This window comes from Haloplanus sp. HW8-1 (assembly GCF_023703795.1).
Taxonomy (GTDB): domain Archaea; phylum Halobacteriota; class Halobacteria; order Halobacteriales; family Haloferacaceae; genus Haloplanus; species Haloplanus pelagicus.
The window spans coordinates 2,123,570-2,147,186 of sequence record NZ_CP098518.1 but is presented as its reverse complement, the minus strand read 5'-3'; the positions used below and the strand labels follow the sequence as shown (position 1 = coordinate 2,147,186).

At 60.8% G+C, this 23,617-nt stretch carries 25 protein-coding genes, 1 tRNA gene and 4 pseudogenes; 21 read left to right on the top strand and 9 right to left on the bottom strand.

All coding sequences use genetic code 11. The annotated features are described in order from the left end of the window. Window positions 1–162 precede the first annotated feature (162 nt). The 3 genes from NBT82_RS11450 to NBT82_RS11440 all read left to right on the top strand — a co-directional run bounded on the left by NBT82_RS11450 (window position 163) and on the right by NBT82_RS11440 (window position 1,967). Entirely contained in the window at window positions 163–1,158 is a 996-nt protein-coding gene (locus NBT82_RS11450; RefSeq protein ID WP_251328250.1) for a transposase, read from the top strand. Window positions 1,159–1,317: 159 nt separating this feature from the next. Next, window positions 1,318–1,635 (top strand): helix-turn-helix transcriptional regulator, encoded by a 318-nt coding sequence (locus NBT82_RS11445; RefSeq protein WP_251328249.1) that lies wholly within the window; start codon window positions 1,318–1,320, stop codon window positions 1,633–1,635. After that, window positions 1,632–1,967: a hypothetical protein gene (locus NBT82_RS11440; RefSeq protein ID WP_251328248.1), complete on the top strand. Its 336-nt coding sequence runs from the start codon at window positions 1,632–1,634 to the stop codon at window positions 1,965–1,967. The genes NBT82_RS11445 and NBT82_RS11440 overlap by 4 nt, the downstream gene beginning before the upstream one ends. Window positions 1,968–1,979: 12 nt before the next feature. Here the strand turns inward: NBT82_RS11440 and NBT82_RS11435 are convergent, their stop codons facing one another. Further along, window positions 1,980–2,180, bottom strand: coding sequence for a hypothetical protein (locus NBT82_RS11435; protein ID WP_251328247.1), 201 nt, complete (start codon window positions 2,178–2,180; stop codon window positions 1,980–1,982). An 851-nt stretch (window positions 2,181–3,031) separates the two neighbouring features. Here NBT82_RS11435 and NBT82_RS11430 point away from each other — a divergent pair. The 8 genes and pseudogenes from NBT82_RS11430 to NBT82_RS11405 all read left to right on the top strand — a co-directional run bounded on the left by NBT82_RS11430 (window position 3,032) and on the right by NBT82_RS11405 (window position 7,027). Beyond that, complete coding sequence (locus tag NBT82_RS11430) at window positions 3,032–3,184, top strand: DUF7837 family putative zinc-binding protein (protein ID WP_251328246.1); 153 nt, start codon at window positions 3,032–3,034, stop codon at window positions 3,182–3,184. A gap of 292 nt (window positions 3,185–3,476) precedes the next feature. Next, window positions 3,477–4,325, top strand: coding sequence for a ParA family protein (locus NBT82_RS11425; protein WP_251328245.1), 849 nt, complete (start codon window positions 3,477–3,479; stop codon window positions 4,323–4,325). After that, window positions 4,318–4,746 carry a DUF7970 domain-containing protein gene (locus NBT82_RS11420; RefSeq protein WP_251328244.1) on the top strand — a complete coding sequence of 143 codons (429 nt, stop codon included), beginning with the start codon at window positions 4,318–4,320 and terminating at the stop codon, window positions 4,744–4,746. The genes NBT82_RS11425 and NBT82_RS11420 overlap by 8 nt, the downstream gene beginning before the upstream one ends. Before the next feature lie 2 nt (window positions 4,747–4,748). Next, on the top strand, window positions 4,749–4,895 hold the full coding sequence (locus NBT82_RS20315) for a DUF7563 family protein (protein ID WP_425601750.1): 147 nt from the start codon (window positions 4,749–4,751) through the stop codon (window positions 4,893–4,895). 90 nt (window positions 4,896–4,985) lie between these two features. Further along, window positions 4,986–5,258, top strand: a complete 273-nt coding sequence (locus NBT82_RS11415; RefSeq protein ID WP_251328243.1) for a type II toxin-antitoxin system HicB family antitoxin — start codon at window positions 4,986–4,988, stop codon at window positions 5,256–5,258. A gap of 594 nt (window positions 5,259–5,852) precedes the next feature. After that, a pseudogene (locus NBT82_RS20310) lies at window positions 5,853–6,086 on the top strand (pentapeptide repeat-containing protein); the annotation flags it as partial. An 80-nt stretch (window positions 6,087–6,166) separates the two neighbouring features. After that, a pseudogene (locus NBT82_RS20305) lies at window positions 6,167–6,265 on the top strand (pentapeptide repeat-containing protein); the annotation flags it as partial. Window positions 6,266–6,340: 75 nt separating this feature from the next. Next, window positions 6,341–7,027, top strand: coding sequence for a pentapeptide repeat-containing protein (locus tag NBT82_RS11405; RefSeq protein WP_251328241.1), 687 nt, complete (start codon window positions 6,341–6,343; stop codon window positions 7,025–7,027). Between the two features lie 18 nt (window positions 7,028–7,045). Here NBT82_RS11405 and NBT82_RS11400 read toward each other — a convergent pair whose 3' ends face one another. Both NBT82_RS11400 and NBT82_RS11395 read right to left on the bottom strand, forming a co-directional pair. Continuing rightward, entirely contained in the window at window positions 7,046–7,705 is a 660-nt protein-coding gene (locus NBT82_RS11400) for a recombinase family protein (protein ID WP_251328240.1), read from the bottom strand. A 964-nt stretch (window positions 7,706–8,669) separates the two neighbouring features. Then, a complete protein-coding gene (locus tag NBT82_RS11395; protein ID WP_345780647.1) occupies window positions 8,670–8,933 on the bottom strand; it encodes a helix-turn-helix domain-containing protein in 264 nt (87 codons plus the stop codon). A gap of 335 nt (window positions 8,934–9,268) precedes the next feature. On the opposite strand from NBT82_RS11395, the gene NBT82_RS11390 reads away from it, so the two are divergent. Together NBT82_RS11390 and NBT82_RS11385 are read left to right on the top strand one after the other, a co-directional pair. Continuing rightward, entirely contained in the window at window positions 9,269–10,276 is a 1,008-nt protein-coding gene (locus NBT82_RS11390; protein WP_251328238.1) for a CRISPR-associated protein Cas4, read from the top strand. Next, complete coding sequence (locus NBT82_RS11385) at window positions 10,276–11,007, top strand: PD-(D/E)XK family putative nuclease (RefSeq protein WP_251328237.1); 732 nt, start codon at window positions 10,276–10,278, stop codon at window positions 11,005–11,007. The genes NBT82_RS11390 and NBT82_RS11385 overlap by 1 nt, the downstream gene beginning before the upstream one ends. Window positions 11,008–11,046: 39 nt before the next feature. Here NBT82_RS11385 and NBT82_RS11380 read toward each other — a convergent pair whose 3' ends face one another. Then, on the bottom strand, window positions 11,047–11,202 hold the full coding sequence (locus tag NBT82_RS11380) for a hypothetical protein (protein WP_251328236.1): 156 nt from the start codon (window positions 11,200–11,202) through the stop codon (window positions 11,047–11,049). A 143-nt stretch (window positions 11,203–11,345) separates the two neighbouring features. Continuing rightward, window positions 11,346–11,936 carry a hypothetical protein gene (locus NBT82_RS11375; protein ID WP_251328235.1) on the bottom strand — a complete coding sequence of 197 codons (591 nt, stop codon included), beginning with the start codon at window positions 11,934–11,936 and terminating at the stop codon, window positions 11,346–11,348. A gap of 165 nt (window positions 11,937–12,101) precedes the next feature. Here NBT82_RS11375 and NBT82_RS11370 point away from each other — a divergent pair, with 165 nt between their 5' ends. The 5 genes and pseudogenes from NBT82_RS11370 to NBT82_RS11340 all read left to right on the top strand — a co-directional run bounded on the left by NBT82_RS11370 (window position 12,102) and on the right by NBT82_RS11340 (window position 15,560). After that, window positions 12,102–12,791, top strand: coding sequence for a rhomboid family intramembrane serine protease (locus NBT82_RS11370; protein WP_251328234.1), 690 nt, complete (start codon window positions 12,102–12,104; stop codon window positions 12,789–12,791). A gap of 79 nt (window positions 12,792–12,870) precedes the next feature. Next, window positions 12,871–13,701 (top strand): IS5 family transposase, encoded by an 831-nt coding sequence (locus NBT82_RS11365; RefSeq protein WP_251328233.1) that lies wholly within the window; start codon window positions 12,871–12,873, stop codon window positions 13,699–13,701. Window positions 13,702–13,712: 11 nt separating this feature from the next. Continuing rightward, a pseudogene (locus NBT82_RS20200) lies at window positions 13,713–14,098 on the top strand (ArsR/SmtB family transcription factor). Then, window positions 14,091–15,121: pseudogene (locus NBT82_RS11345) on the top strand (arsenic resistance protein). Before NBT82_RS20200 ends, NBT82_RS11345 begins: the two co-directional pseudogenes overlap by 8 nt. 4 nt (window positions 15,122–15,125) lie before the next feature. Continuing rightward, on the top strand, window positions 15,126–15,560 hold the full coding sequence (locus NBT82_RS11340) for an arsenate-mycothiol transferase ArsC (protein WP_251328228.1): 435 nt from the start codon (window positions 15,126–15,128) through the stop codon (window positions 15,558–15,560). A gap of 3 nt (window positions 15,561–15,563) precedes the next feature. Here NBT82_RS11340 and NBT82_RS11335 read toward each other — a convergent pair whose 3' ends face one another. Then, entirely contained in the window at window positions 15,564–16,478 is a 915-nt protein-coding gene (locus NBT82_RS11335) for a DNA-3-methyladenine glycosylase family protein (protein WP_251328227.1), read from the bottom strand. A gap of 202 nt (window positions 16,479–16,680) precedes the next feature. Between NBT82_RS11335 and thrS the strand changes: the two genes are divergently transcribed. After that, window positions 16,681–18,615 (top strand): threonine--tRNA ligase, encoded by a 1,935-nt coding sequence (gene thrS, locus NBT82_RS11330; RefSeq protein WP_251328226.1) that lies wholly within the window; start codon window positions 16,681–16,683, stop codon window positions 18,613–18,615. Window positions 18,616–18,654: 39 nt separating this feature from the next. Here thrS and NBT82_RS11325 read toward each other — a convergent pair whose 3' ends face one another. Together NBT82_RS11325 and NBT82_RS11320 are read right to left on the bottom strand one after the other, a co-directional pair. Next, a complete protein-coding gene (locus NBT82_RS11325; RefSeq protein WP_251328225.1) occupies window positions 18,655–20,484 on the bottom strand; it encodes an ATP-binding protein in 1,830 nt (609 codons plus the stop codon). Between the two features lie 253 nt (window positions 20,485–20,737). Then, window positions 20,738–20,811: transfer RNA gene (locus tag NBT82_RS11320), tRNA-Lys, on the bottom strand. Window positions 20,812–20,911: 100 nt separating this feature from the next. Here NBT82_RS11320 and NBT82_RS11315 point away from each other — a divergent pair. Further along, complete coding sequence (locus NBT82_RS11315) at window positions 20,912–22,372, top strand: DHH family phosphoesterase (protein WP_251328224.1); 1,461 nt, start codon at window positions 20,912–20,914, stop codon at window positions 22,370–22,372. Here NBT82_RS11315 and NBT82_RS11310 read toward each other — a convergent pair. Beyond that, window positions 22,369–22,659, bottom strand: a complete 291-nt coding sequence (locus NBT82_RS11310) for a PRC-barrel domain-containing protein (protein ID WP_251328223.1) — start codon at window positions 22,657–22,659, stop codon at window positions 22,369–22,371. The genes NBT82_RS11315 and NBT82_RS11310 overlap by 4 nt on opposite strands. A 120-nt stretch (window positions 22,660–22,779) precedes the next feature. On the opposite strand from NBT82_RS11310, the gene NBT82_RS11305 reads away from it, so the two are divergent. Further along, window positions 22,780–23,565 carry a helix-turn-helix transcriptional regulator gene (locus tag NBT82_RS11305; protein WP_251328222.1) on the top strand — a complete coding sequence of 262 codons (786 nt, stop codon included), beginning with the start codon at window positions 22,780–22,782 and terminating at the stop codon, window positions 23,563–23,565. The last annotated feature ends 52 nt before the right edge of the window (window positions 23,566–23,617 follow it).

Genomic DNA, 23,617 nt, shown 5'->3' with positions numbered 1-23,617 from the left:
TCGAACGTTGGGCAGGCACACCAGACGGGCCTGGGTTTGTGGATCACGATAGGAGTATCCGGAGTCCATCGACCTGAGTGGACGTATCGACTGAGTATTGAATACTTCTTCGAGAGAGCGTCATAGAAACAGTCACACGCGAGGAGGCAGGGTGTGGAAACTGTGTCTACGAGTTCCCAAACCCTGCAAGGAGAGGCTTCTATCGACGAGTTCTTCAATGTCGTGGCTACCGAGACGCTGGCACTATTCGAGTCCCTTGAGTTCGAGTCGCTTGAGTTCGACGTGTTCGCCCCGGCGGAGACGGGGCGAACACGAGAGCATGAACCACCAGAGTTGATGCGTGGGTTCCTCCACTGCTACTACCACGACATCTGCGGGATTCGTCCCGTTGAACGAGAGCTTCGGAACACGGTCGTTTGGCTGAGCTGTGGCTTCGATCGACCGCCGTCGAGAGACGCGGTCGATCGCTTTCTCACCGACCTCGAACACGTCGTTGACGAGGTCTTTGACCGACTCGTCGAGCAGGCCGCCCGACGCGGTCTGCTCGACTTGACCTACTGTGTCGATTCAACTGACGTGAGAGCGATGCCCGCCGATCAAGACGCGTCGAAGTGCTACGATCCAACCGACGACGAGTACTACTACGGCTACGGTTGCACAATCGTCTCGACTGGGCAAAAGATCCCGATAGCAGCAGAGTTTACAGAGAGTAAGCAAGCGCCAGAGGAGACAGCGATGCGCGTCACGCGTGACGCGCTCGCCGTCGCTCAGCCGATATGGATGGTCGGTGACAGCGCCTACGACACGCTCGACTGGCACGACCACCTGTTGGCCGCAGGGGTCGTGCCAGTCGCTGCCTACAACGCGCGAAACACCGACGACCCGAAATACATCGAGTACAGGGTCGAAGATCGCATCGAGAAACACAGCGAGGACGTTCAACTGAAGCAATCGACGCTAGACGAGACGTACAACCGCCGTACTGGAGTTGAACGAACCAACGAATCAGTCAAGGACTGCGGCCTCGGGCGAACCCACACCCGAGGCCGCGTCCACGCACGAGCGCAGGTGTTCCTCGTACTGTGCCTTCGGCTCGTCGTCGCTATCACCAACTACGAACGTAGAGACAATCCGGGAAGTACGATTATTACGGTGTGAGACGAGTTCTATGATGCCCTCTTTTTTATGAAATAATCACGTGCACGTTTTCTGTCGTTCGCAAATTAACGGCTACTGGATGTTTCCCTCATTCCGAAGAGAACGGACCCGATATGTCTCTCCCATAGACTTATTTCGATCTATTACGTTCTATTACGTATGCCCATCAGTATCGATCGGTTCGATGACGAGCCCGCCGAGGTCCTCGATCTCCAAGAAGGCACACAACCATACCAGATTCTGCAGTTCCTCGCCGAGCACAGCGACCAAGCGTTCACACAGACCGAACTCCACGAGGAGACAGGGATCAAGCGCGGGAGCGTTGGCGGGGCTCTGTCCCGTCTCGAGGACCGGGGGCTCGTCCGGCACCGTGGCCGGTACTGGGCGATCGCTGAGGACGACCGCCTCGCCTCGTACGCTGCTCAGATGGGTGCGAGTTCGTCGTCGACGACAGACGACTACTACGGCGAGGAATGACCGACGGATACACTCGCGGCGCAGTGGTGAAGGGTCCTGATCTCCTCGCCGATCACGACTACCGGCCGTATGTTTGCCTGAACGACGACACGCACCCGTTCAGCGACGAGGAGGGTCTCTACGCCGCGGGCACGACGACGCCGAGGGCGGTTGCGATCCCGCTTGGCGAGGACGATTTCGCGGCCGGCGGCCTTCCACGCGAGACCTATGTGAACCCGTGGACGGTCGTCTCGATCCGCCACGCGGATATTCAAAAAGAGGAGGGGCGTCTCGTCGAGGCGACAACCGAAAAGATCGCGGAGGAGGCGGCGAAGTATTTAGGCGTCCGATAGAGGTTCAGGCAATCAAGAAATATCGAGATGATCCCGCATCTCGTCGGTGGTGCAGGTATCGCCGCCAAGGTCGATGCCGAGATTATCCCCGACCTCATCGGCGGTTAGCGTCTCCTCATCATCAAGATCATCGAGCAGTTCGATGCGTTCGGCGAGTATGTCTCCGTTCGCGTGCGAAATCTCCTCAAAATCGTCAACAGATCCGGTGGTCATACTGATAAGAATGACGTACAACCCATAGAAATCAGCGGTAAGACGAACAATGGCGTAGGCGACTGAATTCTTCTAGCCGCTCTGAGAGAAAGCCGTTATTCACTCGTGAACAGGGGTGCTCAAGAACACTCAACGGGGCGAGTGGTCGCTCGCGGACCTGTGCATTATTCCCTATCTTCGCAACACGTCGGCTACTTCGTTGAAATTCTCATTCGTTGTGGGGTTTCAGTCGTCGTGCTGAATATAGAGCGCAAGTCGGTCAGTGATTTATATTCGTGGCCGAAAATTTGAGCATGGCCAGTTCCTCCATCCGTTTTGCCCTCTGCCTCATTATCGGCCTGTTCACGGGAAGCACTCTCAGTATACTGTTCGCCCCGGACCCGACAGGACTAATCGCATTCGGCCTTGCAGCAGCGTGTACTGCGGGTATAACCGGCTATCTTTACCGAAGTGGCTGGCTATGTGACTAGCTGACCGGTCCATCCTCTATATTCAGCAAGAGAATAGTCTCAGTTGCCGAGAATTGCGACAGAACTCCCTGTTCGGGTATCTCGTAGCAACAGAAATCCGTCGCCCCGCACGCTGGGCACGAGTCGATCTCCGGAGAAACGGTCAGCCCACAGTGACGGCACTCAACGATGACCGTTGAGTCGGTCTCAAAGAGTACTCGAGTGAGTACTTTCCGGAGACTCATCATCTGAAAGTCAGTTGCGAGGGAATTAGTTGTGGCGGCTGAGCTGAATTCACCGACAGCGGTGTATCGCCAATGCGATTCCACACAAGGCTTACACCCAATCATTACCCCACATTCGGATGGAAGGGATATGTCACACGCTCCCTTCCCTCCCCTAATGACCGGCGATCCACCACTCGGAAGCTGTCCGAAGTGTGGTGAGGGGCTCTCTGGCGTACACGTCTTGGTCGAATACGAGAAAGACGACGGGACGACTGGGATCTGGGCAGAGTGTCCGATCTGTGACGAAGTCGTGAGTCCTCAGGAATAACTCACAGCGACGAATGGCGACAGTAGAAGTTACCCCACTAATCAGCTGTTGGTTCAAATTGTGGGGTAACTATTGGCGATAAAATTCCATCACGCCTATTTTACCTATCTTACCTAAGTTAGCTATCTCACCTATTCTAGCTATTGTATTGTCTGACGCACTTTTACATATCTTCCGCGATATGACCTCTATAATAGGAATAGGTACAATAGGTAGAGTATCCACATAGCGCACGATAGGTTGGAATCTCACCTATTTCACCTATTGTACCTATTCTTAACGAGAGACCACCATGTCCCAGAATTCAGAAGACACGGCAACACAACCTCGCGCAGTCTCCGTAGCACTCCAGAAAGGCGGTGTTGGGAAGACGACACTCGCGATCAACATCGCTGAGCGGTTACACGCACGAGGACATCGTGTCCTCTTAGTCGATCTTGACCAGCAGGGGAACGCAACCGAGGGCGTCGGGCTTCGAGACGCATACGATGCTGAGACGCATCTCGGGGACGTCTTCGGTGATGACGCGACAGCAACACTCGACGACATCATCCAAGAGACAGAGTGGTTCGACGTCATTCCGGCAAACCGAGACTTCGACGCGCTTGAAGACCGGATCCGGACGACGACGTTCGCTGAGACGTGGGTTCGCAAGCACGTTGTTGAAGCAGTCCTCGGAGACCTGTACGACTACGTCGTAATCGACTCGCCACCAAATCTCGGCGCACTCTCAGATGCCTCACTGATCGCCTCCCAGAACGTAATCGTGCCACTCCAAATGAGTGAGCCGAGTATTTCCGGATTAGAGCGGATGGTCGAAGACCAGATTGCTCCTCTCCGCCAACAACTGGATATCAATATCCTCGCGCTGGTTCCCAACCGTCTCGAAGGTGACAACGAAGAACGACGGATTATCACAGACATCGAGACCTCACCATTCGCGGAGAATCTCCCAGCATTCGGTCGATCAGATCACTTCGACAACCCCAACTCTCCTGGACCGGGGATCCGGAAACGAATCGCCTTCCGTCGGGCGTGGCGAGAAGGCAAGCCAGTCGCGGCCTACGACAGCGAGTGCGACCAACTGGAGCGGCTTGATGAACTGGCAGCAATCGTCGAGCGAGGTGGTATCGATGCCTGATGAGAGTCGATTCAACGGGATCAGTGAGGCACTCGAAGGCGATGACGATCAGGCCAACGATGCCGACGATGAAACAGCCGGAGCTGACTCGACGCATGACACGACCGCTGAGGAGCCGCCCAACGCCGCCACGCCGGCCGATGAGAAGCCAACCGAGCGGTCAGCCGACATGCCAGCATTCACATTCGACGAGACGACACAGCGTCCGCTCTATGCTCGTGAATCGGCATGGGAAGCGTTTGAGGATACACTCGATCTTGATGTTGGCATGGTCCTCCGTCGTGAATACGGCGTCCGAGATGTTCCAAAGCGCGAACTTCACGATGCTGCCCTCCGAGTTGTGGCGAACCACCCTGAGGAAGTCGCGACAGCACTGCTCGAAGGACGCGGGATCGATGTCAACGGGAGTGACCCAGAGTAACCATGCCGGAGTGTCAGAACTGCGGTGCGCACGTCACCGAACAGTACGTCCGTGTATTCACGCCCGACAACGTCGATGCTCCGCGTGCCTGTCCCCGCTGTGAGGACATGACTCGCAGCGGGAGCAAACCCAGGGAATCGCGAACGTAACGGGGTCGAGCCGCTTGGCCAAGAAGAAGACAGTGACCAGAAGACGGATCAGGCGTCCACCCGCTTGGCGTAGTAAGATACAGGCGACCAATGACTACGGACTCACCCATTACCGATGACCTGCCGACTGGGACGGTAATCACGCTCACACGCGAGGGGGAGTGGTGGCTCGCAAAAGAGCAAGGAACCGGCGTCATCAGCCAAGGGAAACGCCGCCGAGAGGCCCTCGAAAACCTTGATGAAGCACTCCAAGGCTACCATGGAGCAGGCGAGCCCCCGAGCGAAGACGAGCTCCGCGAGTTAGGAATCGACCCTGAACGGAATACGTCAGGGTCACTCGATGACTCGACGATCTTCGACTGACGCTGGAGGTCGTATTCGGCGTTCTCCAACAGAGTGTTTCAGCATGCTACAAAGCTATCTTCCGAGCCGAATCCTAAGCAAAATGGAGGAGGGGAGGGCAGTGCGGGGAAGCAGGAGCTCAGTTGGCTGGGGGACCAACTGCATATTGACAATACGGTAGAGAGATATTAAACACTAATACACTGTTTCTGGGGCTGAAATTTCTCATTCGATACCGCTACGTAGACTGGTCTCAATTGAATACAATCGGTATGGAGAGCCCCGGAGACTGTCGGAGCGGTCGCCGACTGCTTTTTCGATCGTGCCGATGTGCTTGGAGCCTCTTGGGGGAACCCCACCTGAAAAGAGCTTACACCCGCTCTCGGGTCCCCAGCACGTAGCCGAGAAACACAACGTATAACCTCGGCTTTGGGCACGTCGAGTGAATCAGATTGTGATTCAACCCAGGCCTTCTGTTCGTCGTTGATAGTGGCGAGGACGAGGGCGATGAATCAATCTGATTCACTACTGAATCAAATAGCTCAGTCAGACGGGCGACCGACACGGCCAGCAGGGCGTCCCCAGAAATTAGACCCGGCATGACGTGGTCTCTATATGCCAAATTCAGACTGGGAAATACCGAACGACGAGAACATTTCGCCGGGTGATATTCAACCCGAAGCGGCCCTCTCCGGGGCGAACCTCAACTACGCCGACCTCTCCGGAGCGGATCTCAACTACGCCGACCTCTCCGGAGCGGACCTCCGAAATGTCGACCTCTCCAAGGCGACCCTCGGACTTGCCGACCTCTCCAACGCCGACCTCTCCAAGGCGACCCTCGGACTTGCCGACCTCTCCAACGCCGACCTCTCCAAGGCGACCTTTCTAGGGCTGACCTCGGATACGCCGACCTCTCAGAGGCGCGCCTCAAGCACGCCGACCTTTCCAAGGCGGACCTCTCCAACGCCGACCTCTCCGAGGCGCGCCTCAAGCACGCCGATCTCTCCAAGGCGGACCTAGTACGCGCCGACTTATCCGAGGCGTACCTCGTAGGCGCCGACCTTTCCGAGGCAGACCTCCGAGGCGCCGACCTCCCCAAGGCGGTGCTCGCCGGTGCTGACCTCTCCAAGGCGCGCCTCACCGACGCCGACCTCTCCGAGGCGGACCTCCGAAGCGCCGACCTCTCCAACGCGGACTTCCGAGACGCCGATCTCCGCAACACCTTCATTTCTGGCATCATCCTCACCGACGCGGCACTCTCCCGGAACACACAAATCGGCGCCCCTGGCACACGAATCAGGCATGAGCTTGCTGACAAGGACTCGGTATCTGAGGACCAGCAATACGATATTATTGCCCGGGCGAATCACGAGTTGCGAACCGCCTACAGCGCGAACGGGCTGATTAGCCAGGCTCGAAGTGCCCGTGTTCGGGAACGCCGAGCACGACGTCGAGAGGCACTCGCTGGCGGCGGACCGCGGGGGACCGCTGCGTGGTTTGGATCATTATTATCGAAAGTATTCACCGGGTATGGAGTCCAACTCACTTGGATTAGTGGAGTCATGGTAGCCCTATACTTGGCCTCTGTCGCGGCTTACTTCTGGGAAGGGATGCCGATCGATCAGAGTCTATATTATAGCGTCGTGACGTTCACGACCGCGCCTCCAACAGACCCCTCAGGGGTCGGATTTGGAACAATTGGGACGCTCGCTGCTGGCATTGAGACGTTCGCCGGGACGGCGGCAATTGTGTTTCTCGGTTACGTCCTCGGAACCCGCGAACGCGTCTAACCGGTCGAAGGCACCGGGTTAGATTCCATACAACTCGGTTCGCTCCAGCGCCCGGCCGATGGTCGAACGCGAACAGTCGAGTCGTTGCGCGGCCTTCCGCTTCGAGAGTTCGTCTTTCTGGACCATGTCCAGCGCCGCCACAACGTCGTGATAGTCCTCCGCCTCGATGAGACGGCCCTCGTCTTTCTCAAACCCGAGCGGCGCGGGGCCGTGGTGGTACCCGTCCTCTTGCTGCCGGGCCGCGATCCCCTCGCGGGTGTTCATCTGTTTGACCCGCGCTTGCCACTCCGCGAACGCGCCGAGCATTTGCATCTGTAGCCGGTGCATCGGCTGTTCCTTCCCGTCGCCGAACGAGAGGCCGTCCCGGACAAAATGAATCTCTGTGCCGGTGTCTGTGACCCGCGAGACCGTCCGTTCTAAGTCTTGCAGCGATCGGGCGAGGCGGCTTATCTCGTGGACGACCACCGCGTCCACGTCGCCGCCGTCGACGGCGTCCATCATCTCACGATACCCGCCTCGCTCGGTGTTCGTCCCCGTGGACTTGTCTCGGTAGGTGTCGACATTCGCGAGATTGGCGCCGAGGTCGTCCGTGGCGTAGTCGGTCGTGGATTGCAGCTGGCGGTCCAGGTTTTGCTCTGCGGTCGAAACCCGGACGTAGCAAGCGACGTTCACGGACACCTATTCGTGTTATTAAAAAAGGGCTGCGGACAGTCTGTTGAGGAACGCCCGTTCGTGGACAGACCTCGACTGGTCAATTCTCCACCACCCAATTTTTAAAATATGTGGGCGCAAAGTAACCGATGCTTGGTTGGGGGCGCCGGCGATTCTGGCGCCCGCTACCTCTCGTCGCCAGAGGCATCGATTTCGTTTCGAAGCCTGTACATGTGGACGACGATCGCGAGGACTGCTGCCCCAGCCCGAAGCCACAGCAGCAGCTCACGAGGGATGATTTCGAACACGGTCCTGTCAAGGCCTGAGGAAGAGCGTGCTTGGTTGGGGGCGCTCCCGCAGGCGAGAGAGAATTTTGGAGGTAGCAAAAAAAGTCTTGTCAACAGGATTTATGTAGAAGCGCCGGTCATACGGGGTAGAGGGCTTGAAATCAAAGAATTTCTTAATCGAATTCTCTCAAACCACCGGTGGCTGAGGCTGTGGCCGAGCGCGTTCATGAGGGTGTGGGCGGCCTTGCGACCGCCGTTACCCCGGTGGTCCAGCCGTCTGCGCGTGTCCAGGTGGCGGGAGTGGCGCACTCACCTCCCGGCGATCCGGGACGTCCACGTCCGAGGCCCCGTGTACCGAGTGAAATGTCTCTCCTCGCTGAACGGGGAATAGCAACAGACCGGCGGTCTGGATTGGATTTGTTACCCCACATAGTTGGATTTCTCGCTACGCGTGGGGTAACTTGTCGGTGTCACCAACGTCGACAGCGTCACTGACGCTGGGAATCAGATAATATTGCTCAAGCGCGCAGACGCTCCGCTAAATGCCGGGAGAGTTGGAGAGACTGACCCCACGGTGGGTTGGCCATGAGGCCCCCGTCAGATAGCTGTCTGAGTTTTTGATCACGGCCGTGGAGACTCCGGATACCTCATACTGAATTCGGCTGTTTGCGTGATCCGATTGGCCTACCTTTAGTGGTGCTCGGTCACTCAGACTCGGAGAGTGTGGAAGCATCCAACTCGCCAGCTAAGTACTGCTGGCCTGTCTCCGTGATCTCATAATAGCCTCGCTGGACTCGAGTGACGAGCCCATACTCAACCAGTGTGGACAGCCGCCGATTCACCTCGCTCCGTGATTTGTCGATGTTGATCGAAATCACGGCTGGAGACAAAATCAGTCCAGACGAATCTAACGCCTCTAGGATCCGCTCGTCGAGCGGCAGCTGCATCCACGGCGCTGGCTGTCGCACTTCTTAGGCCACCTACACCGCCGTCGTTACCGCGGCAATATATTAGGCAAGGATAACTAATTGGATATAATATTCACACGAATTTGTGCTGTTGTATAAAACGCGACTACCGGAGATGATGTATTCAATATAATAACCTCACTAATTAATGTGGTTTTATATTCTGGTAGCTCTAGACCTCAGCCGGTAGTAGCACCAGCCATCCAAACCCGGTCTTTCCAAGCATGACGTCGATCACCACAGCAGAACCACAGTCACACATTCAGGCGGTCGTCGAAGCCATCCATCAAGATGCCTTCAGTGAGTGGTACCGGACCCGTCAAATCAAACAGCACATGCGCGAGGGGCAGCCGTGGCGGCATACCCCCGCGTCTCTCACACCACCAGATCGGCACGCGCCACACCGACTGTTGCAGTGCCACCGGAAAACTGCCTACGCAACCCAGAATGCACCGAAGGAAGACCAACAGCCCACCGGCATCTTCTGGGCTGGGACACGTATCGAGGAGGATATCGTTATGCCCTTTGTCGAGGATATCGCTGCCGAGACAGCTGACCCACCGGCGTACGTCCAGAACTCGATGTGGGTCGATTACCAGCTTGATACGCACGCCGGCGAGTTGCAGGTCCGAGGCGCGACCGATCCCGTCATCTGCACGCGACAGGGCGATCCACTGCTGCCGACAGAGGTGAAAGCGAAACAGTCACTCACCAGTCTTGACAACGAAGACCCGACACCAGCCGATCATCACCGTGCTCAGTTGCACGCCTATCTCTACGGCCTCGATCAGACTGTTTCCTATCCCGTCCGGACCGGGCTGGTGATCTACATCGATCGCGAGCAGCACGACTTCCGAGCGATGACCGTCGAATTCGACCACGAATTCTGGAAGGAGACCGTCCGCGAGTGGATGGCGACCCAGTCCACGTATCGACTTGAGGGGACACTGCCTCCTGCCGAGCCCGAACACGGGTGGGAGTGTGACTACTGCTCGTATCGCCAGCGGTGTGGCAAAGGTGATGAGCCCTACACCGACCAGCCTCCAGACGGATTCCTCCCGCTGGTTTCGTACCCCAGAGAGCAGGTCGAACGCGCACTGAATGCAGACAGTGGCACGGAGAAACTCACACCGACCCTCGCTCAACAGTACCCGAAATTAGCGTCTAAATATGAAGTCTCTGACTGGCAGTGTCCAGCCTGCGATAGCACGTTCAGTTGGGAAACCGTCCAGTGGGACGGCAATCCAACCGATCCGCCAGTCTGTCCGTCCTGCGCCGACAACGACTGGCTTGCAACGCTCCGGGGGCTAGCGCCAGCAGCCACCGATGAGGTGATCGATTGATGTCCGACAAAACTGAGTCATCCAGCGTAGAGAGCTCAGGACAGGGTGCTTCCTCAATTGATGTTGAGACTCCCAGTCCAGATCAGGGTGGAGAGACGGAAATAGATGGTAACCGAGAAGAGATTTCGTCGGAATTTGCACTGACAGAGCTGATTGAGCGGCCTGAAGTTGCTCTTGAGGATGTCTCTGGAGACGTCCCAACGTGCTCTGGTCGGGGGAAAAACACTGCTGCTGTTCGTGGATATAATACCGAACGATTGGTTAGTGCAGTCTTTGATAAATGTTTGATATTTGATGCATGCCGTGGCGATCCATGGTACGACACGTTCGCCAAGGGGAGTCACGATATTGCTTTTCGAATCGAGTCGAAAAGTTGCGTGCACCGCTATCCATCAGGGCCGTATGGGCGGTTTCGGATCTGGAAGCAACATCACGACGAGTTCGTCTCAACGGCCCGCTCGTGGCATTTCGAAACCCAGTTTCTCTACTTCTTTTGTGTCTATACAATTGAGGACGGGGGAGAACGAGAAGTAGGAAAATTGGTCGTCCCCGCAGAACGCGTTGACGAAGTCCCTGATTCGTGGACTGCCCGCGATCACTCCACTATGGGGGAGAGCTACGCTCGAGACATCTCGTGGCATCAACTGCTGAAACGGCTGGGCGTTCCTGAGACCATATTCGAAGAGCAGCCAATTATTGATCTTACTGACGGGGTACCGACTGAGGATTGAACCGGGTCTCTATGTTAATGAGATTTTGTATGGATACAGTCAGATCATTTTAGCCACTCTGAGTGTTTTACTTGACTCAGCAATATCAACCTTGATTGAGTCCCCAACCTCGGCACTGAACTGTTCAAGTTCAGGGCCAGACAAGTTCACCCGACCCGATCGGCCGGTGTTCTGTCCGATTGTCTTCTTAGTCATTGGATATAGACATCACCTAATCGAAACGTTATAACCTTTACTTAGTCTAAGATAATCGAGTAGTATCAGCGGTCAGAGACACGATTTTTTCATCCATATTACGTGAACGCATTGGAGGTACATGGGAATCACGAGTGTTCTCGTTAGGAATCGAGGAAGCCGACGCCGATGGTGTTGCCCGTTGCCCATTGCACAATACCGATGAGACCAGCGTACGCCAAGAGTATATATGAGAGGACGATCGCGATCATCCCCATCGAGAGCAACTCTGTGCCAGAGACGGGGATCGAGATGGTTCCGCCGATCGCGAAGATCCCGACTAGGAGTGGTATACCAGCGAGTGCGGGGACGAGTAGCCCAATCAGTCCGACTTTCGAATACCACGGGTTGATCAATTCGGCGACAGTCAGTTCTTGTTGGCCATCCACGATGATATCTGGGGGAATCGGCCAATCACTGCGATCGTCGCTCCACCAGTAGATGCGACCGTTATTGGCGGGCATGGACTCGCAAACCTCCACCTCATCAAGCGTGTTCAGCTTTTTGCGGACAGTCTCCTTACCATGACTGGTATCAAGTTCCGACTGCATTTGCGAGGCTGTCCATATCGGGCGGTCATTTTCATACATTGTCAGCGCGACCTCGGCCGGGAGTAGTTCGTTGCCACTAACGTGGCGTGGATCGGTCTTGAGCTTCGTGTGGACGTCGTGGGGAAGGAGGTCAAAACGTGACATGGATAGGAAATTGGTGATTCGTGGTTGGGCGAATGGCTATCGTGAACAGGCGAATCCCGATTCTCAATGCCTCTAAAAGTATTCTGGGGTTCTTTTGATTAATATGCGCCGAGCGCATCAAAGCAAACGGGCAACCGTGCTGAGAAGCGTCTGCGGGGTACGACTATGATGGGATTCAATCACCCCCACTGTGAACAAGTCGCCGAGGCAATTCAGAGCCGATTGTTTTTCCAAAATCGGCTGGGGACAGGATTCCTCACTACAGTCATCATGCTGTGGTACCTCTTCCAAATTGGAGTGGTGTTTCTCGGGTGGGACAAAGAGCTCATCCAGTGGATGTTCACAACTGAGTCGTTTCCCGCATTATCGCCTGGACTGTTCTTTGCGATTGTCTCACATGCGCTCCCACCGCGAATAACCCACTTGTTTGGGAATGTAGCCTTCCTGTGGCTATTTGCCGGAGAAAGCGAGCAGCATATGCGGCAGGCCGAAGTTATCGCATTTTTTGTGATTACCGCGCAGGTAGCGGTACTAATCGGAACTGCAGTCTCCGGTGAGAGTACACTGGGCGCTAGTGGGGGCATATTGGCATTTATCGGTTTTTACAGTGTCCACATGTTCCTCGAGCACCGAGACGAGTTCGAGTTCGGCGCACTCACGTCTGGCAGTCCAATCACCACTCCAGTACGAACGTATTGGGGGATCGTCTTGGTACTTACTCCCATTGTGCTGATTCCATACATGCTCGGGCAGCTGGCCGGACTTCTTCCGGTTGGCCGGGCCGATATCGTCGGTCATCTTATTGGATTCCTATTCGGGATAGGATACGCCGCGGCCCGGAGTAGAATCCGATAGATAGGCTGTGTTGAATCACTAGACGGCGTTGGGATAGGCCGCTAAATCGAAGGAGTTGAAGCGGGAGACTTCAGTTGTCATGACCCAAATCTCCCGCTTCACTAGCGAAATCGTCCCGATTTCTCAAAGAGTTACTGGCGATGGAGACGAATCCGCCGCCCCGGAAGGTGGCGGCGGATTCGCCGACTATGCCCTCGTTTCCCTCCACTGTCTGCGGATTTACCTCGACACGTCCTATCGAATGACGATCGACCTGCTCAAAGAGATGCCACAAATAACTGGGGAGATCGGCCTCAGCGCGGCCGATCTCCCCTCTCCATCCACGTTGTGTAAAGCGTTCGACCGGATCAGTATGAGCGTCTGCCGAGTGCTGCTGCGCCAGTCGGCGCAACTGCACGACCCCTCGAAACACGGCGCGATCGACGCGACATTCTACGAACGCTCAGCAGCGAGCCGCCACTACTGCCAGCGAATAAGCTACCGCGTGCAGAAGCTGAAGGTCACGAAACTCGTCGATACAGACTCACAAGCCATCCTTGACGTTCACTGCTCGACGAACCGTGAAGGGAGCGACGCAGACCTCGCCGAGCAGATCGCCCGCATTCCGGCGGGCGATCTGCGGTCTCTTGCCGCCGATAAAGGCTATGACAAGCAGTCGCTCCGCGAATCCCTTCGTGACCTCGGGATTCGCCCGCTCATCAAACATCGCATCTTCGCACCGTACGACCACGCGCACAACGCCAGAATCGACGAACAGCGCTACAATCAGCGCTCGATGACCGAGACCGTGAACTCGGCTGTGAAGCGCTCGCTCGGCTTCGCCGTGCGAGCGCGTTCGTGGTTCCGTGAGTTCCGAGAAATCGCGCTGATGTGTGTCGTCTATAACATCAAGCAGGCTGTGAAACAGTGAGTTCCACCGCAATATGGCGATTCAACACAGCCCTCGAAGACGAGCTCGAGGAGTGTCGTACCGAAGACGTGGAGCGACGGCTCGAAGAGCTCGGGACGCTCGAAGCGGCGCTCGGACTGACGCGGGTCGAGACCGCACTCGATGTACTCTCGGCGCTCGCCAACGAGACGCTACACCCTCGTGCGGACGCTCGTGGCCGCGGGCGAGGAACATGTGCGTCTGCGAACTGAACGCCGTCGTCGACGTGAGCGAGAGCGGGCTGAGTCACGCCCTCTCGGCGCTCGTCGACGCGGGCCTCGTGGATGGCTGGAAGGAGGGACGGTGGAAGAAATACCGGGCGACCAACCCGGCCGTCGCCCTCGTGACGGTTCTCGACGGGAGCGTCGGTGATGAGTAACGCCCACGAGCACGGGCCGAACTGCGAGTGTGCGAGCTGTGGCGACCCACGCTCGATGGACGTCCTCGATAAGTACCTCTCCGTCTGGATCCTCGGCGCGATGGCCATCGGCGTCGGCCCCGGGTTCGTGGCCCCGTCGGTGACAGCGCCGATTCGGGACTTCCACCTCGTCGAGGTGGGACTCGTGGCGATGATGTATCCGCCACTCGCGAAGGCGGATTACAGCATTTCGAGGCGAAAGCCCACCCCTTCAGGGGTGGGATGAAGCCGACAGCCGGCGAAACGTTGATTATGTCGGCGCTCGTCCGGAACGAACTCGCCGAGGGATCGACCGAGTACGTGACCGGCCTAGTCGCGTTCAACAGCCTCTTTCAGATCGTCACCTACGGCGTCTACGTCTGGTTTTTCGGGCTGTTCCTGCCGCCGCTACTGGGGATGGAGACGCTCGTGGCCGGCATCACGGCGTTCGACGTGACGCCGATGCAGGTGTTCGAGGCCATCGTCGTCTTCCTCGGCATCCCCTTCGCCGGAGGCTTTCTCACCCGTTTTGTCGGCACCCGCTGGAAGGGGACCGAGTGGTACGACGAGGTGTTCGTCCCGAAGATCGATCCCCTGACGCTCGTCGCTCTGCTCTGTACCGTGGTCGTCATGTTCGCGACCCAGGGGAAGAACATCGTCGCCGCGCCGGGCGACGTCTTCCTCATCGCCGTCCCGCTCACCATCTACTTCGTCGTGATGTTCCTCGTGAGCTTCGGGATGGGACGGGGCATCGGCGCCGACTACTCCACGACCACCGCCATCGGCTTCACCGCCGCGTCGAACAACTTCGAACTCGCCATCGCCGTCGCCGTGGCCGTCTTCGGCGTCGGCTCCGGCGTCGCCTTCGCCATCGTCGGCGGCCCGCTGATCGAGGTACCCGTCCTCCTCGCCCTCGTCAACGTCGCGCTCTACTTCCAGGGCCGACTGGACTGGGACCCGACCGGCACGGATGTCACGACGGCCGAACCACCGACCGACGACTGAGATCATGACCATCGACACCGACACCACCGATCCGACCCGCATCGCCTTCGTCTGTGTGCAGAACGCCGGCCGATCACAGATGGCCGCGGCCTTCGCCGAACGCGAACGCGAGCGCCGCGGCCTCGACGACATAGAGGTCCTGACCGGCGGCACCCACCCCGCGGAGACGGTTCACGACGTCGCCGTCGACGCCATGAGCGAGGTCGGGATCGACATCTCGGGGCGGACCCCCCGTGCGATCACCCTCGACGAACTCCGAACCTGTGACTACGTCGCCACGATGGGCTGTTCGACGCTCGACGTGGCCGCGATCCGTGACGACGTCGACGTCCGCGACTGGGCGCTCGACGACCCACACGGCGCCGACATCGACCGCGTGCGCGAGATCCGTGACGAGGTGAGAGGGCGGGTCCGGGCGCTGTTCGACGAACTCGGATAGCGCTCACTCCCCGCCCGCCCGCAAGAGATGGAACACGTACGTCTGGGCGTAGCCGGCGAACTCGCCGCCGAACCGCTCGCGGATCGCACGGGACGTCTCGACGTAGGACCCCCGTTCACAGTCCGGATAGTGGTCGGCGATGACCGACCGTATCCAGGTATCGAGGGGGACCGCCTCCAGATACCCCAGCGAGAACAGCAACACGCAGTCGGCCACCTTGTCGCCGACGCCGACGAACCGGGTGAGATACTCGCGGGCGTCCTCGTAGTCGCGGCCGCGGGCGTCCGCGGGGCTGGCCTCGCCGTCGGCCACCATCGCCGCCGTCCGCCGTACGTAGGGAGCGCGGTAACCGAGTTTCAGGTCGCGGAGTTCGTCCTCGGTGCGGGCGGCGAGTTGCTCGGGCGTCGGGAAGGCGTGGTACGTCCGGCCGTCGACCGACAGAGTGTCGCCGTACTCGCGGGCGAGCGCCCGTTGCATCCCGTGGATGCGTGAGACGCGCATCTGCGCCGAGCAGATGAAAGAGATCAGACAGGGAACGAGCGGATCGCGGACCAGCCGCATCCCCCGGTACCTGTCGTAGGCACGCGAAAGCAGGGGGTCGTCGGGCGTCGCGTCGAGGATGGCGTCCAAGTCGTCGTCCAGACGGAGGAGATGGGTCAGGATCGGCACGGGATCGGTCGTCGCCTCCCACTCTAGACGACCTGCCGTCTGTCGTACCCGGACGACGGCACGTTCGTTGCCGACGGCGTCAAGCGGTGGGACGACCGTCTCGTACCACGCGTCGCCCCCGTGGACGTCGGTCCGTTCGTACATCCCGTCGTCGGGGCGGTCCCAGAGGTAGCTCTGGCCGCTCTCGACGGTCGCCTGCAGGTCGAACGGGCCGTCGAGGTCGTCGAGCGGGATGGTGCCGCGTTCCATGCCACCGGGTTGGACCGGCGGGGTTTCGGGGTTTCGTTTCCGTGCCCAGGAGGCGGTGTCGAGAGGCGGTCGAAGCCACGGCTCGGCTCGTGGTGCGTGTCGCGTGGTGTGGGGGCGCGCTGTCGGTCGGCGCGCGTGGCAGAAGCGTCCCGTCGAAACGCGTGTTCGACAGTATTATTCCGCTCGTCCGACTTCCACCGGTATGAGCGAAATCGTAGTGACGCTTCCCGACGGATCGGAACTCTCCGTCGCGGAGGGGTCGACGGTGGAGGACGTCGCCTACGAGATCGGGCCGGGACTCGGTCGCGACACCGTCGCCGGCGTCGTCGACGGCGACCTCGTCGACAAGGCCACGCCCCTCGAAGACGGCGCCGACCTCGTCATCGTCACCGAGGACAGCGACGAGTATCTGCGCGTGTTGCGCCACTCGGCGGCACACGTCTTCGCACAGGCGCTCCAGCGACTGTATCCGGGGGCCAAACTCGCCATCGGCCCGCCGACCGACGAGGGCTTCTACTACGACGTCACGGGCGTCGACCTCGACAGCGACGACCTGGCGGACATCGAGGCGGAAGCCGAAGAGATCATCGCCGAGGACCTCGACCTCGAGCGCGAGGAGCACCCCAGGGCGGAAGTACTGGAGCGATACGCCGACAACCCGTACAAGCAAGACATTTTGGAGACGGAGGCGGCGGGCGAAGACCCCGTGACCGTCTACCGGCAGGGGGAGTTCGCGGATCTCTGTCAGGGTCCCCACGTCGAGTCGACCGGCGAGATCGGCGCGTTCAAACTCCTGAACATCTCGTCGGCGTACTGGCGGGGCGACGAGGAGAACGATACCCTGACGCGCGTGTACGGGACGGCCTTCGCCGACGAGGACGAGATGGAGGCCTACCTCGAACGGCGACGCGAGGCCCAGGAGCGCGACCACCGGAAACTCGGCCAGGAACTCGACCTCTTCTCCATCGACGACACGACCGGCCCGGGACTGCCCCTCTACCATCCCAACGGCAAGCGCGTCCTCGACGAACTCGCGGGGTTCGCGCGCGATCTGAACCTCGATTCGGGGTACGAACCTGTCGAGACCCCCCACCTCTTCCGGACGGAACTCTGGAAGAAGTCGGGCCACTACGAGAACTACGTCGACGACATGTTCCTGCTCGACGTGAACGACGAGGAGTACGGCCTGAAGCCGATGAACTGCCCGGGACACGCCACCATCTTCGACCAGAAATCCTGGAGCTACCGGGAACTGCCGGTCCGCTACTTCGAGGACGGGAAGGTGTACCGCAAGGAGCAACGAGGGGAGCTGTCGGGACTCTCGCGGGTGTGGGCGTTCACCATCGACGACGGGCACGAGTTCGTCCGCCCCGATCAGATCGAAGACGAGGTGACGCTCGTGATGGACAACATCGTCCGCGTCTTCGAGACGTTCGACCTCGACGCGGAGGTGGCGCTCGCGACCCGTCCCGAGAAGTCGGTCGGGAGCGACGAGATCTGGGAGCGGGCGGAGTCACAGCTCCGCGCAGTCCTCGAATCCCGGGCGATCGAGTACGACGTCGAGGCGGGCGACGGTGCGTTCTACGGCCCGAAGATCGACTTCGCGTTCGAGGACGCCCTCGGACGACAGTGGGACGGCCCGACCGTCCAACTCGATTTCAACATGCCCGAACGGTTCGATCTCACCTACACCGGCGAGGACAACGAGGACCACCGGCCGGTGATGATCCACCGCGCGCTCTACGGCAGTTACGAGCGGTTCCTGATGGTGCTCATCGAGCACTTCGACGGGAAGTTCCCGCTCTGGCTGGCCCCCGAACAGGTACGCATCCTCCCGGTCAGCGACGACAACCTCGGCTACGCCCACCGGATCGCGAACGACCTCGACGACTTCCGGGTCGAGGTCGAGGACCGGTCGTGGACCGTAGGTCGCAAGATCCAGCAGGCCCACAGCGACCGCGTCCCCTACATGCTCGTCGTCGGCGACGACGAAGAGGCGAGCGGCACCGTCTCGGTGCGGGACCGGAAAGAGCGAGAGCGCAAGGACGTGGCCCGGGAGGCGTTCGCGGCCCACCTCCGGACGGAGCGCGACGAGAAGCGGGTCGATCCCGACTTTCTGGACGCGAGCGACGCCTGAACCGCCGGAACGGCAGTCCTCATAGGAGTTCCCGTTCGATCAGGCCGTCGGGACGGGCCGGTCGACGCCGGAGAACTCGAAGCGGGCGCCGCCGGCGTCGGCCTCGGTCACGTCGATCGTCCAGCCGTGGGCGTCGGCGACGGCACGAACGATGGTGAGGCCGAGGCCGGTGCCGCCGCCCGACGTCCGCCCCCGTTCGAACACGCTATCCCGTCGCTCGGGGTCGATGCCCTTCCCCGTGTCCTCGACGTAGAACCCGTCGGGGAGGTCGCCGACGCGGACGGTGAGGTCGGCCACCCCGCCGTCCGCGGCGGCGCCGTGCTCGATCGCGTTGCGAAACAGGTTCTCGAACGACTGGAGGAGGCGGTTGCGGTCGGCGGATATCGTCCCGTCGGCGTCGACGACGAGGTCCGCACCCTCGGTCTCGACGTTCGCCCACGCCGCCGCCACGACGTCGGCCAGTTCCACGTCGCCGACGGCCTCGATGACCGTCCCCTGCTCGGCGAGATCCAGCAGCCCGGTCACCAGATCCTCCATGCGATCGAGCGCCTCGTCGACGTGGTCGAGGTGGTCCATCTCGCCCGTCTCGCGGCTCACCTGGAGTTTCCCCTTCGCGACGTTCAGCGGGTTGCGGAGGTCGTGAGAGACGATGCTCGCGAACTCGGAGAGCCGCTCGTTCCGGCGGCGCAGTTCCTCGGTGGCCGCCCGCCCCTCGAGTTCGTAGCTCACCCACCGGGTCAGCAGTTCGACGAACGTCCGCTCGGCGTCGGTGAACGCGCGCTCTCGCGCGTCGTCGTCGGCGAAACACAGGGTCCCGTAGAGGTCCGCCTCGACGATCACCTTCCCGCCGAGATAACAGCCGAGGCCGAACGCCTCGTAGGCCGGATCGGCCTTCCAGCCCTCGTCTATCGCGTCCTGAACGCCGAGCAGGCCGTCTGACCGGATCGCCTTCCGACAGTACGCCTCCGAGAGCGGGCACTGCTCGTCGGGCTGGAGCAGCGGGTGACTCCCGCGGGCGTCGACGATCCGCTGGGTCTCGCCGGAGATGTGCGTCAGAAAGCCGTACTCGACGCCGAGCCGATCACAGCCCAGTTCGAGGATGCGGTCGAGGCGCGACTCGAACGTCGCCTCCCGATCCGAGAGGATATCGTAGAGCGCGGCGAGCGACGACTCGGTGGCCCGCAGTTCCGCGGCGATGGCCGCTCGCTCCGAGACGTCGACCGCGACCGCGCGACACCCCCGCCGCGCCGACCCGTCGCCGATGCGGGTCAGCGTCCACTCGTGGGCGACGTGCCGTCCCGCCGCCGTCTCGACCGGTTCCTCGGTCGTCCCGCGCCCCACGTCCAGCGCCTCGTCGAGCGCGGCTGCCAGGCGCTCACGCGCGGGGGGTGAGACAAGTTCGGTGAGGGTCGGCGTGGAGTCGCGCCCCCCGACCAGGGCCGCCGTCCGTTCGTTCCACCGCCGGACCGTGCCGTCGGCGTCCACGATGCAGGCGATGCCGGGGATGGCGTCGAGACACGAGCCCTGCGGTGCCACAGGGACGGACGCTACGTCCCGATCGGTCGCCCCCTCGTCGTCCGGGACGGCGGCGGCGATGCGTGCCGCGAGGCGTTCGGGGACGGCCGCCCCCGCGACGATCAGAGGGAGGTCGGGTCCCCGTTCGTGAACCGATCCGAGAAGGGTGGCGACCCCCTCGTCGGCGGGGTCGAGGCCGATCACGAGGCAATCGACCGACGTCTCACCGAGAGCGTCGAGGGCGCCGGACGGCGTCACCGGGACGACCGAGAGCGACGGGGCCGCCCGTTCGAGGGCGGCGGCGTCCCCCTCGGCGTCGGCCTCGTCCGCGGCGACGTAGAGAACTCGGATCACGACTGTTGGACTCAGATCGGAACGAAGCGGCAAAAAACTACCCGCCCTCCCGCCGCGGGCTACCGAGTTCCCTCACGGCTACGTCGTCGCTCGGCGGTTCGGTGCAGGGGCCGGGAGGGAGTTGAACCACGGTCGTTCCGCTCACTGCGTTCGCTTCACTCCCTGGTTCAACTCCTCCGTATACCGTTCGCGCGACACGGCTCCTCGCGTCGCTCACTCCGTGCTCTGCTCGTCGCGTAGTGTCGCGCAGAAGCGGGCCGGGAGGGAGTTGAACCCCCGACCGACGGATTAAGAGTCCGTCGCTCTACCTGACTGAGCTACCGGCCCTACGACATCCGGTATCCGTGGCCCACTAAAAGGCGTTTCCCTTCACGCCGGTGGGAAAAAGGGACGACGTTAAGTGAGATGGCTCGATACGTCGGATCACATGAGTAACGCGGCCTCAGTCTCGACTATGTCTTCGTACGCGATCCTCGGCTGTGGGAGCGTCGGCCACGCCGTCGCCGAGGACCTCGCGTCGGAAGGCAAGAGCGTGCTGATCCTCGACCGTGACGAGAGCCGCGTCGAAGCGCTCCGCGATCAGGACCTCGACGCTCGTCGGACCGACATCCGCGAGGACGAGGTGGCTGATCTCGTCGCCGACCGCGACGTCCTCCTCATTCTGGCGTCGGACGTCGAGGCGAACAAGGCCGCCGTCTCGACGATCCGCGAGCGCGGCGGCGACCAGTTCATCATCGTCCGGGCGTCCGATCCCGTCTCGGAAGACGAACTCACCGAAGCGGGGGCGGACGTGGTGATCAATCCATCACAGGTGATCGCTGAGTCGGCGCTGCGCGCCCTTGAGACGGGCGAACTGGAGTACAAGGCTCAACAACTCGCGGACATCCTCCACACCGGTGGCGGGAAACTCGCTATCCTCACTCACGACAACCCCGACCCGGACTCCATCGCCAGTGCGGTGGCGCTGCAGGCCATCGCCGACGCCCACGACGTGGAGGCAGACATCCTCTATCACGGCGACATCGGCCACCAAGAGAACCGGGCGTTCGTGAACCTGCTCGGGATCGAACTCCTTCCCCTGTCGGACGTGGCGTCACTGGATGAGTACGCGCTGATCGCACTGGTCGACCACATGAAATCAGGGGATCTCGGCCTCGACACCGGCGTCGACATCTTCATCGACCACTACGAACCCGAGACCGACTACGACGCCGAGTTCATGGACGTGCGGCCGAACGTCTCCTCGACGTCGACGATCCTCACGAAGTACATCCAGGAGTTCGACCTCTCGCCGAACCAGGAAGTGGCGACGGCGCTCCTGTACGGCATCCGCGCCGAGACGCTTGATTTCAAGCGCGACACCACGCCCGCGGACCTGACGGCGGCGGCGTACCTCTACCCCTTCGCCGACCACGACACGCTCGAACAGGTGGAGTCGCCGTCGATGTCGCCGGAGACACTGGACGTACTGGCGGAGGCGATCCAGAACCGGCAGGTACAGGGGAGCCACCTCGTCTCGAACGCGGGATTCATCCGCGACCGCGATGCGCTCGCGCAGGCCGCCCAGCACCTCCTCAACCTAGAGGGGATCACCACGACCGCGGTGTTCGGCATCGCCGACGACACCATCTATCTGGCCGCCCGCTCGAAGGACATCCGCATCAACATCGGGAACGTCCTCGACGACGCGTACGGCGAGATCGGCGAGGCCGGCGGACACTCCACCCAAGGGAGCACCGAGATTCCGCTCGGGCTCTTTACCGGCATCGAGGCGAGCGAGGACAATCGCGACACGCTGCTCGCGCTGGCCGAAGAGGCAGTGCGCAAGAAACTGTTCGACGCGATGGGTGTCGAGAGCAGTGCGAACGATGCCGGAAACGGGAGCTAAGCGACGACTTCCTCGTCTTCGTCCTCGTCTTCGAGCCGTTCGACAACGTCGTTGATGAGGATCACGTCGCCGACGGCACGGACCCAGCGGTAGGGGATCATCACGCCCTTGCCGGCCTCGACTCGCCCTGCGAACAGTTCCTGGCTCAGTTCGCCGAGCGCGAGTCCGGTGACGGACTCCTGGCCGAGATCGAGGCGGACGTCCTCGACCTCCCCGACGAAAACCCCGTTGTTCGAGTACACCTCGCGCCCGACGAGCGTCGTGATCTCCTGTGGCGTGCCGTCCATATGCACTTCCTGTTCGTGACGGGTCTTAATAGTTCGCGGATGGCGGCGTACGCGACAGGGTTCGACACGCCGACGGACCGGGTTCGCTCGTGATTTAAGCGAGTGCCGTCCACGGGGCGTATGGGGCAAGCCGTCGCGGAACTTCGGTTCGTAACGCAGTCAGAGAATCGAGCGAAGGTCCTCGACATCGTCTCGGAGGAGGGACCCATCGAACGGGCGGCAGTGGAGTCGCGGCTCGACGTGTCACACCGGACCGTCGTACGGGTCGTGAACTCGCTCGAAGAGCGGGGGTACCTCCGGGAGGCCGACGGCCCTCTCCGACTCACGCCGCTTGGGACACACGTCGCCGACGGAGTCGACGCGTTCCGAACGCGGGCAGGGACAGCACTCGACTTCGCTCCCCTGTTGCGCCACGCGCCGCCCGCCTTTCGTAGCCTCCCGCTCGAGGGACTGGCGGACGGGGAGTTGCTCGTCGCGTCCGACGTGGATCCCTTCGGCATCCTCGATCGGATCCTCTCGCTACGGGCGGACGCGACCCGCATTCGGGAGGTCGCCCCCGGGGTTCAACGGGAGAGCATCGACCAGTTGGCAGCACGGGTGCAGGGCGACGAGGACATCGACGTCGAGGTGGTGATCCCGCAGCGAGCGAGCGACGTGGCGGAGTCGAGAGCCGAGTACCGCGACGGCCACGCGGCGACCGTCGAGTCGGACGCCGTCGACGTCTACGTCCACCCGGACCGAATCTCGTTTTTCGCCGGGGTCATGGACGACACCGCCGCAGTCGCCGTGTCCAAGGAGGGCCGGCCACACGCGCTCGCGGTTTCGGACGATCCCGACCTGCTGGCGACGGTCGAATCGATGTTCGAGACGTACCGCGACGAGTCGACGCAGAAGACGGGGGACTGAGTCGCCCGAACGACGGGTGTCGACGGCGAGGCGACAGGAGGTGTCGCCGCGT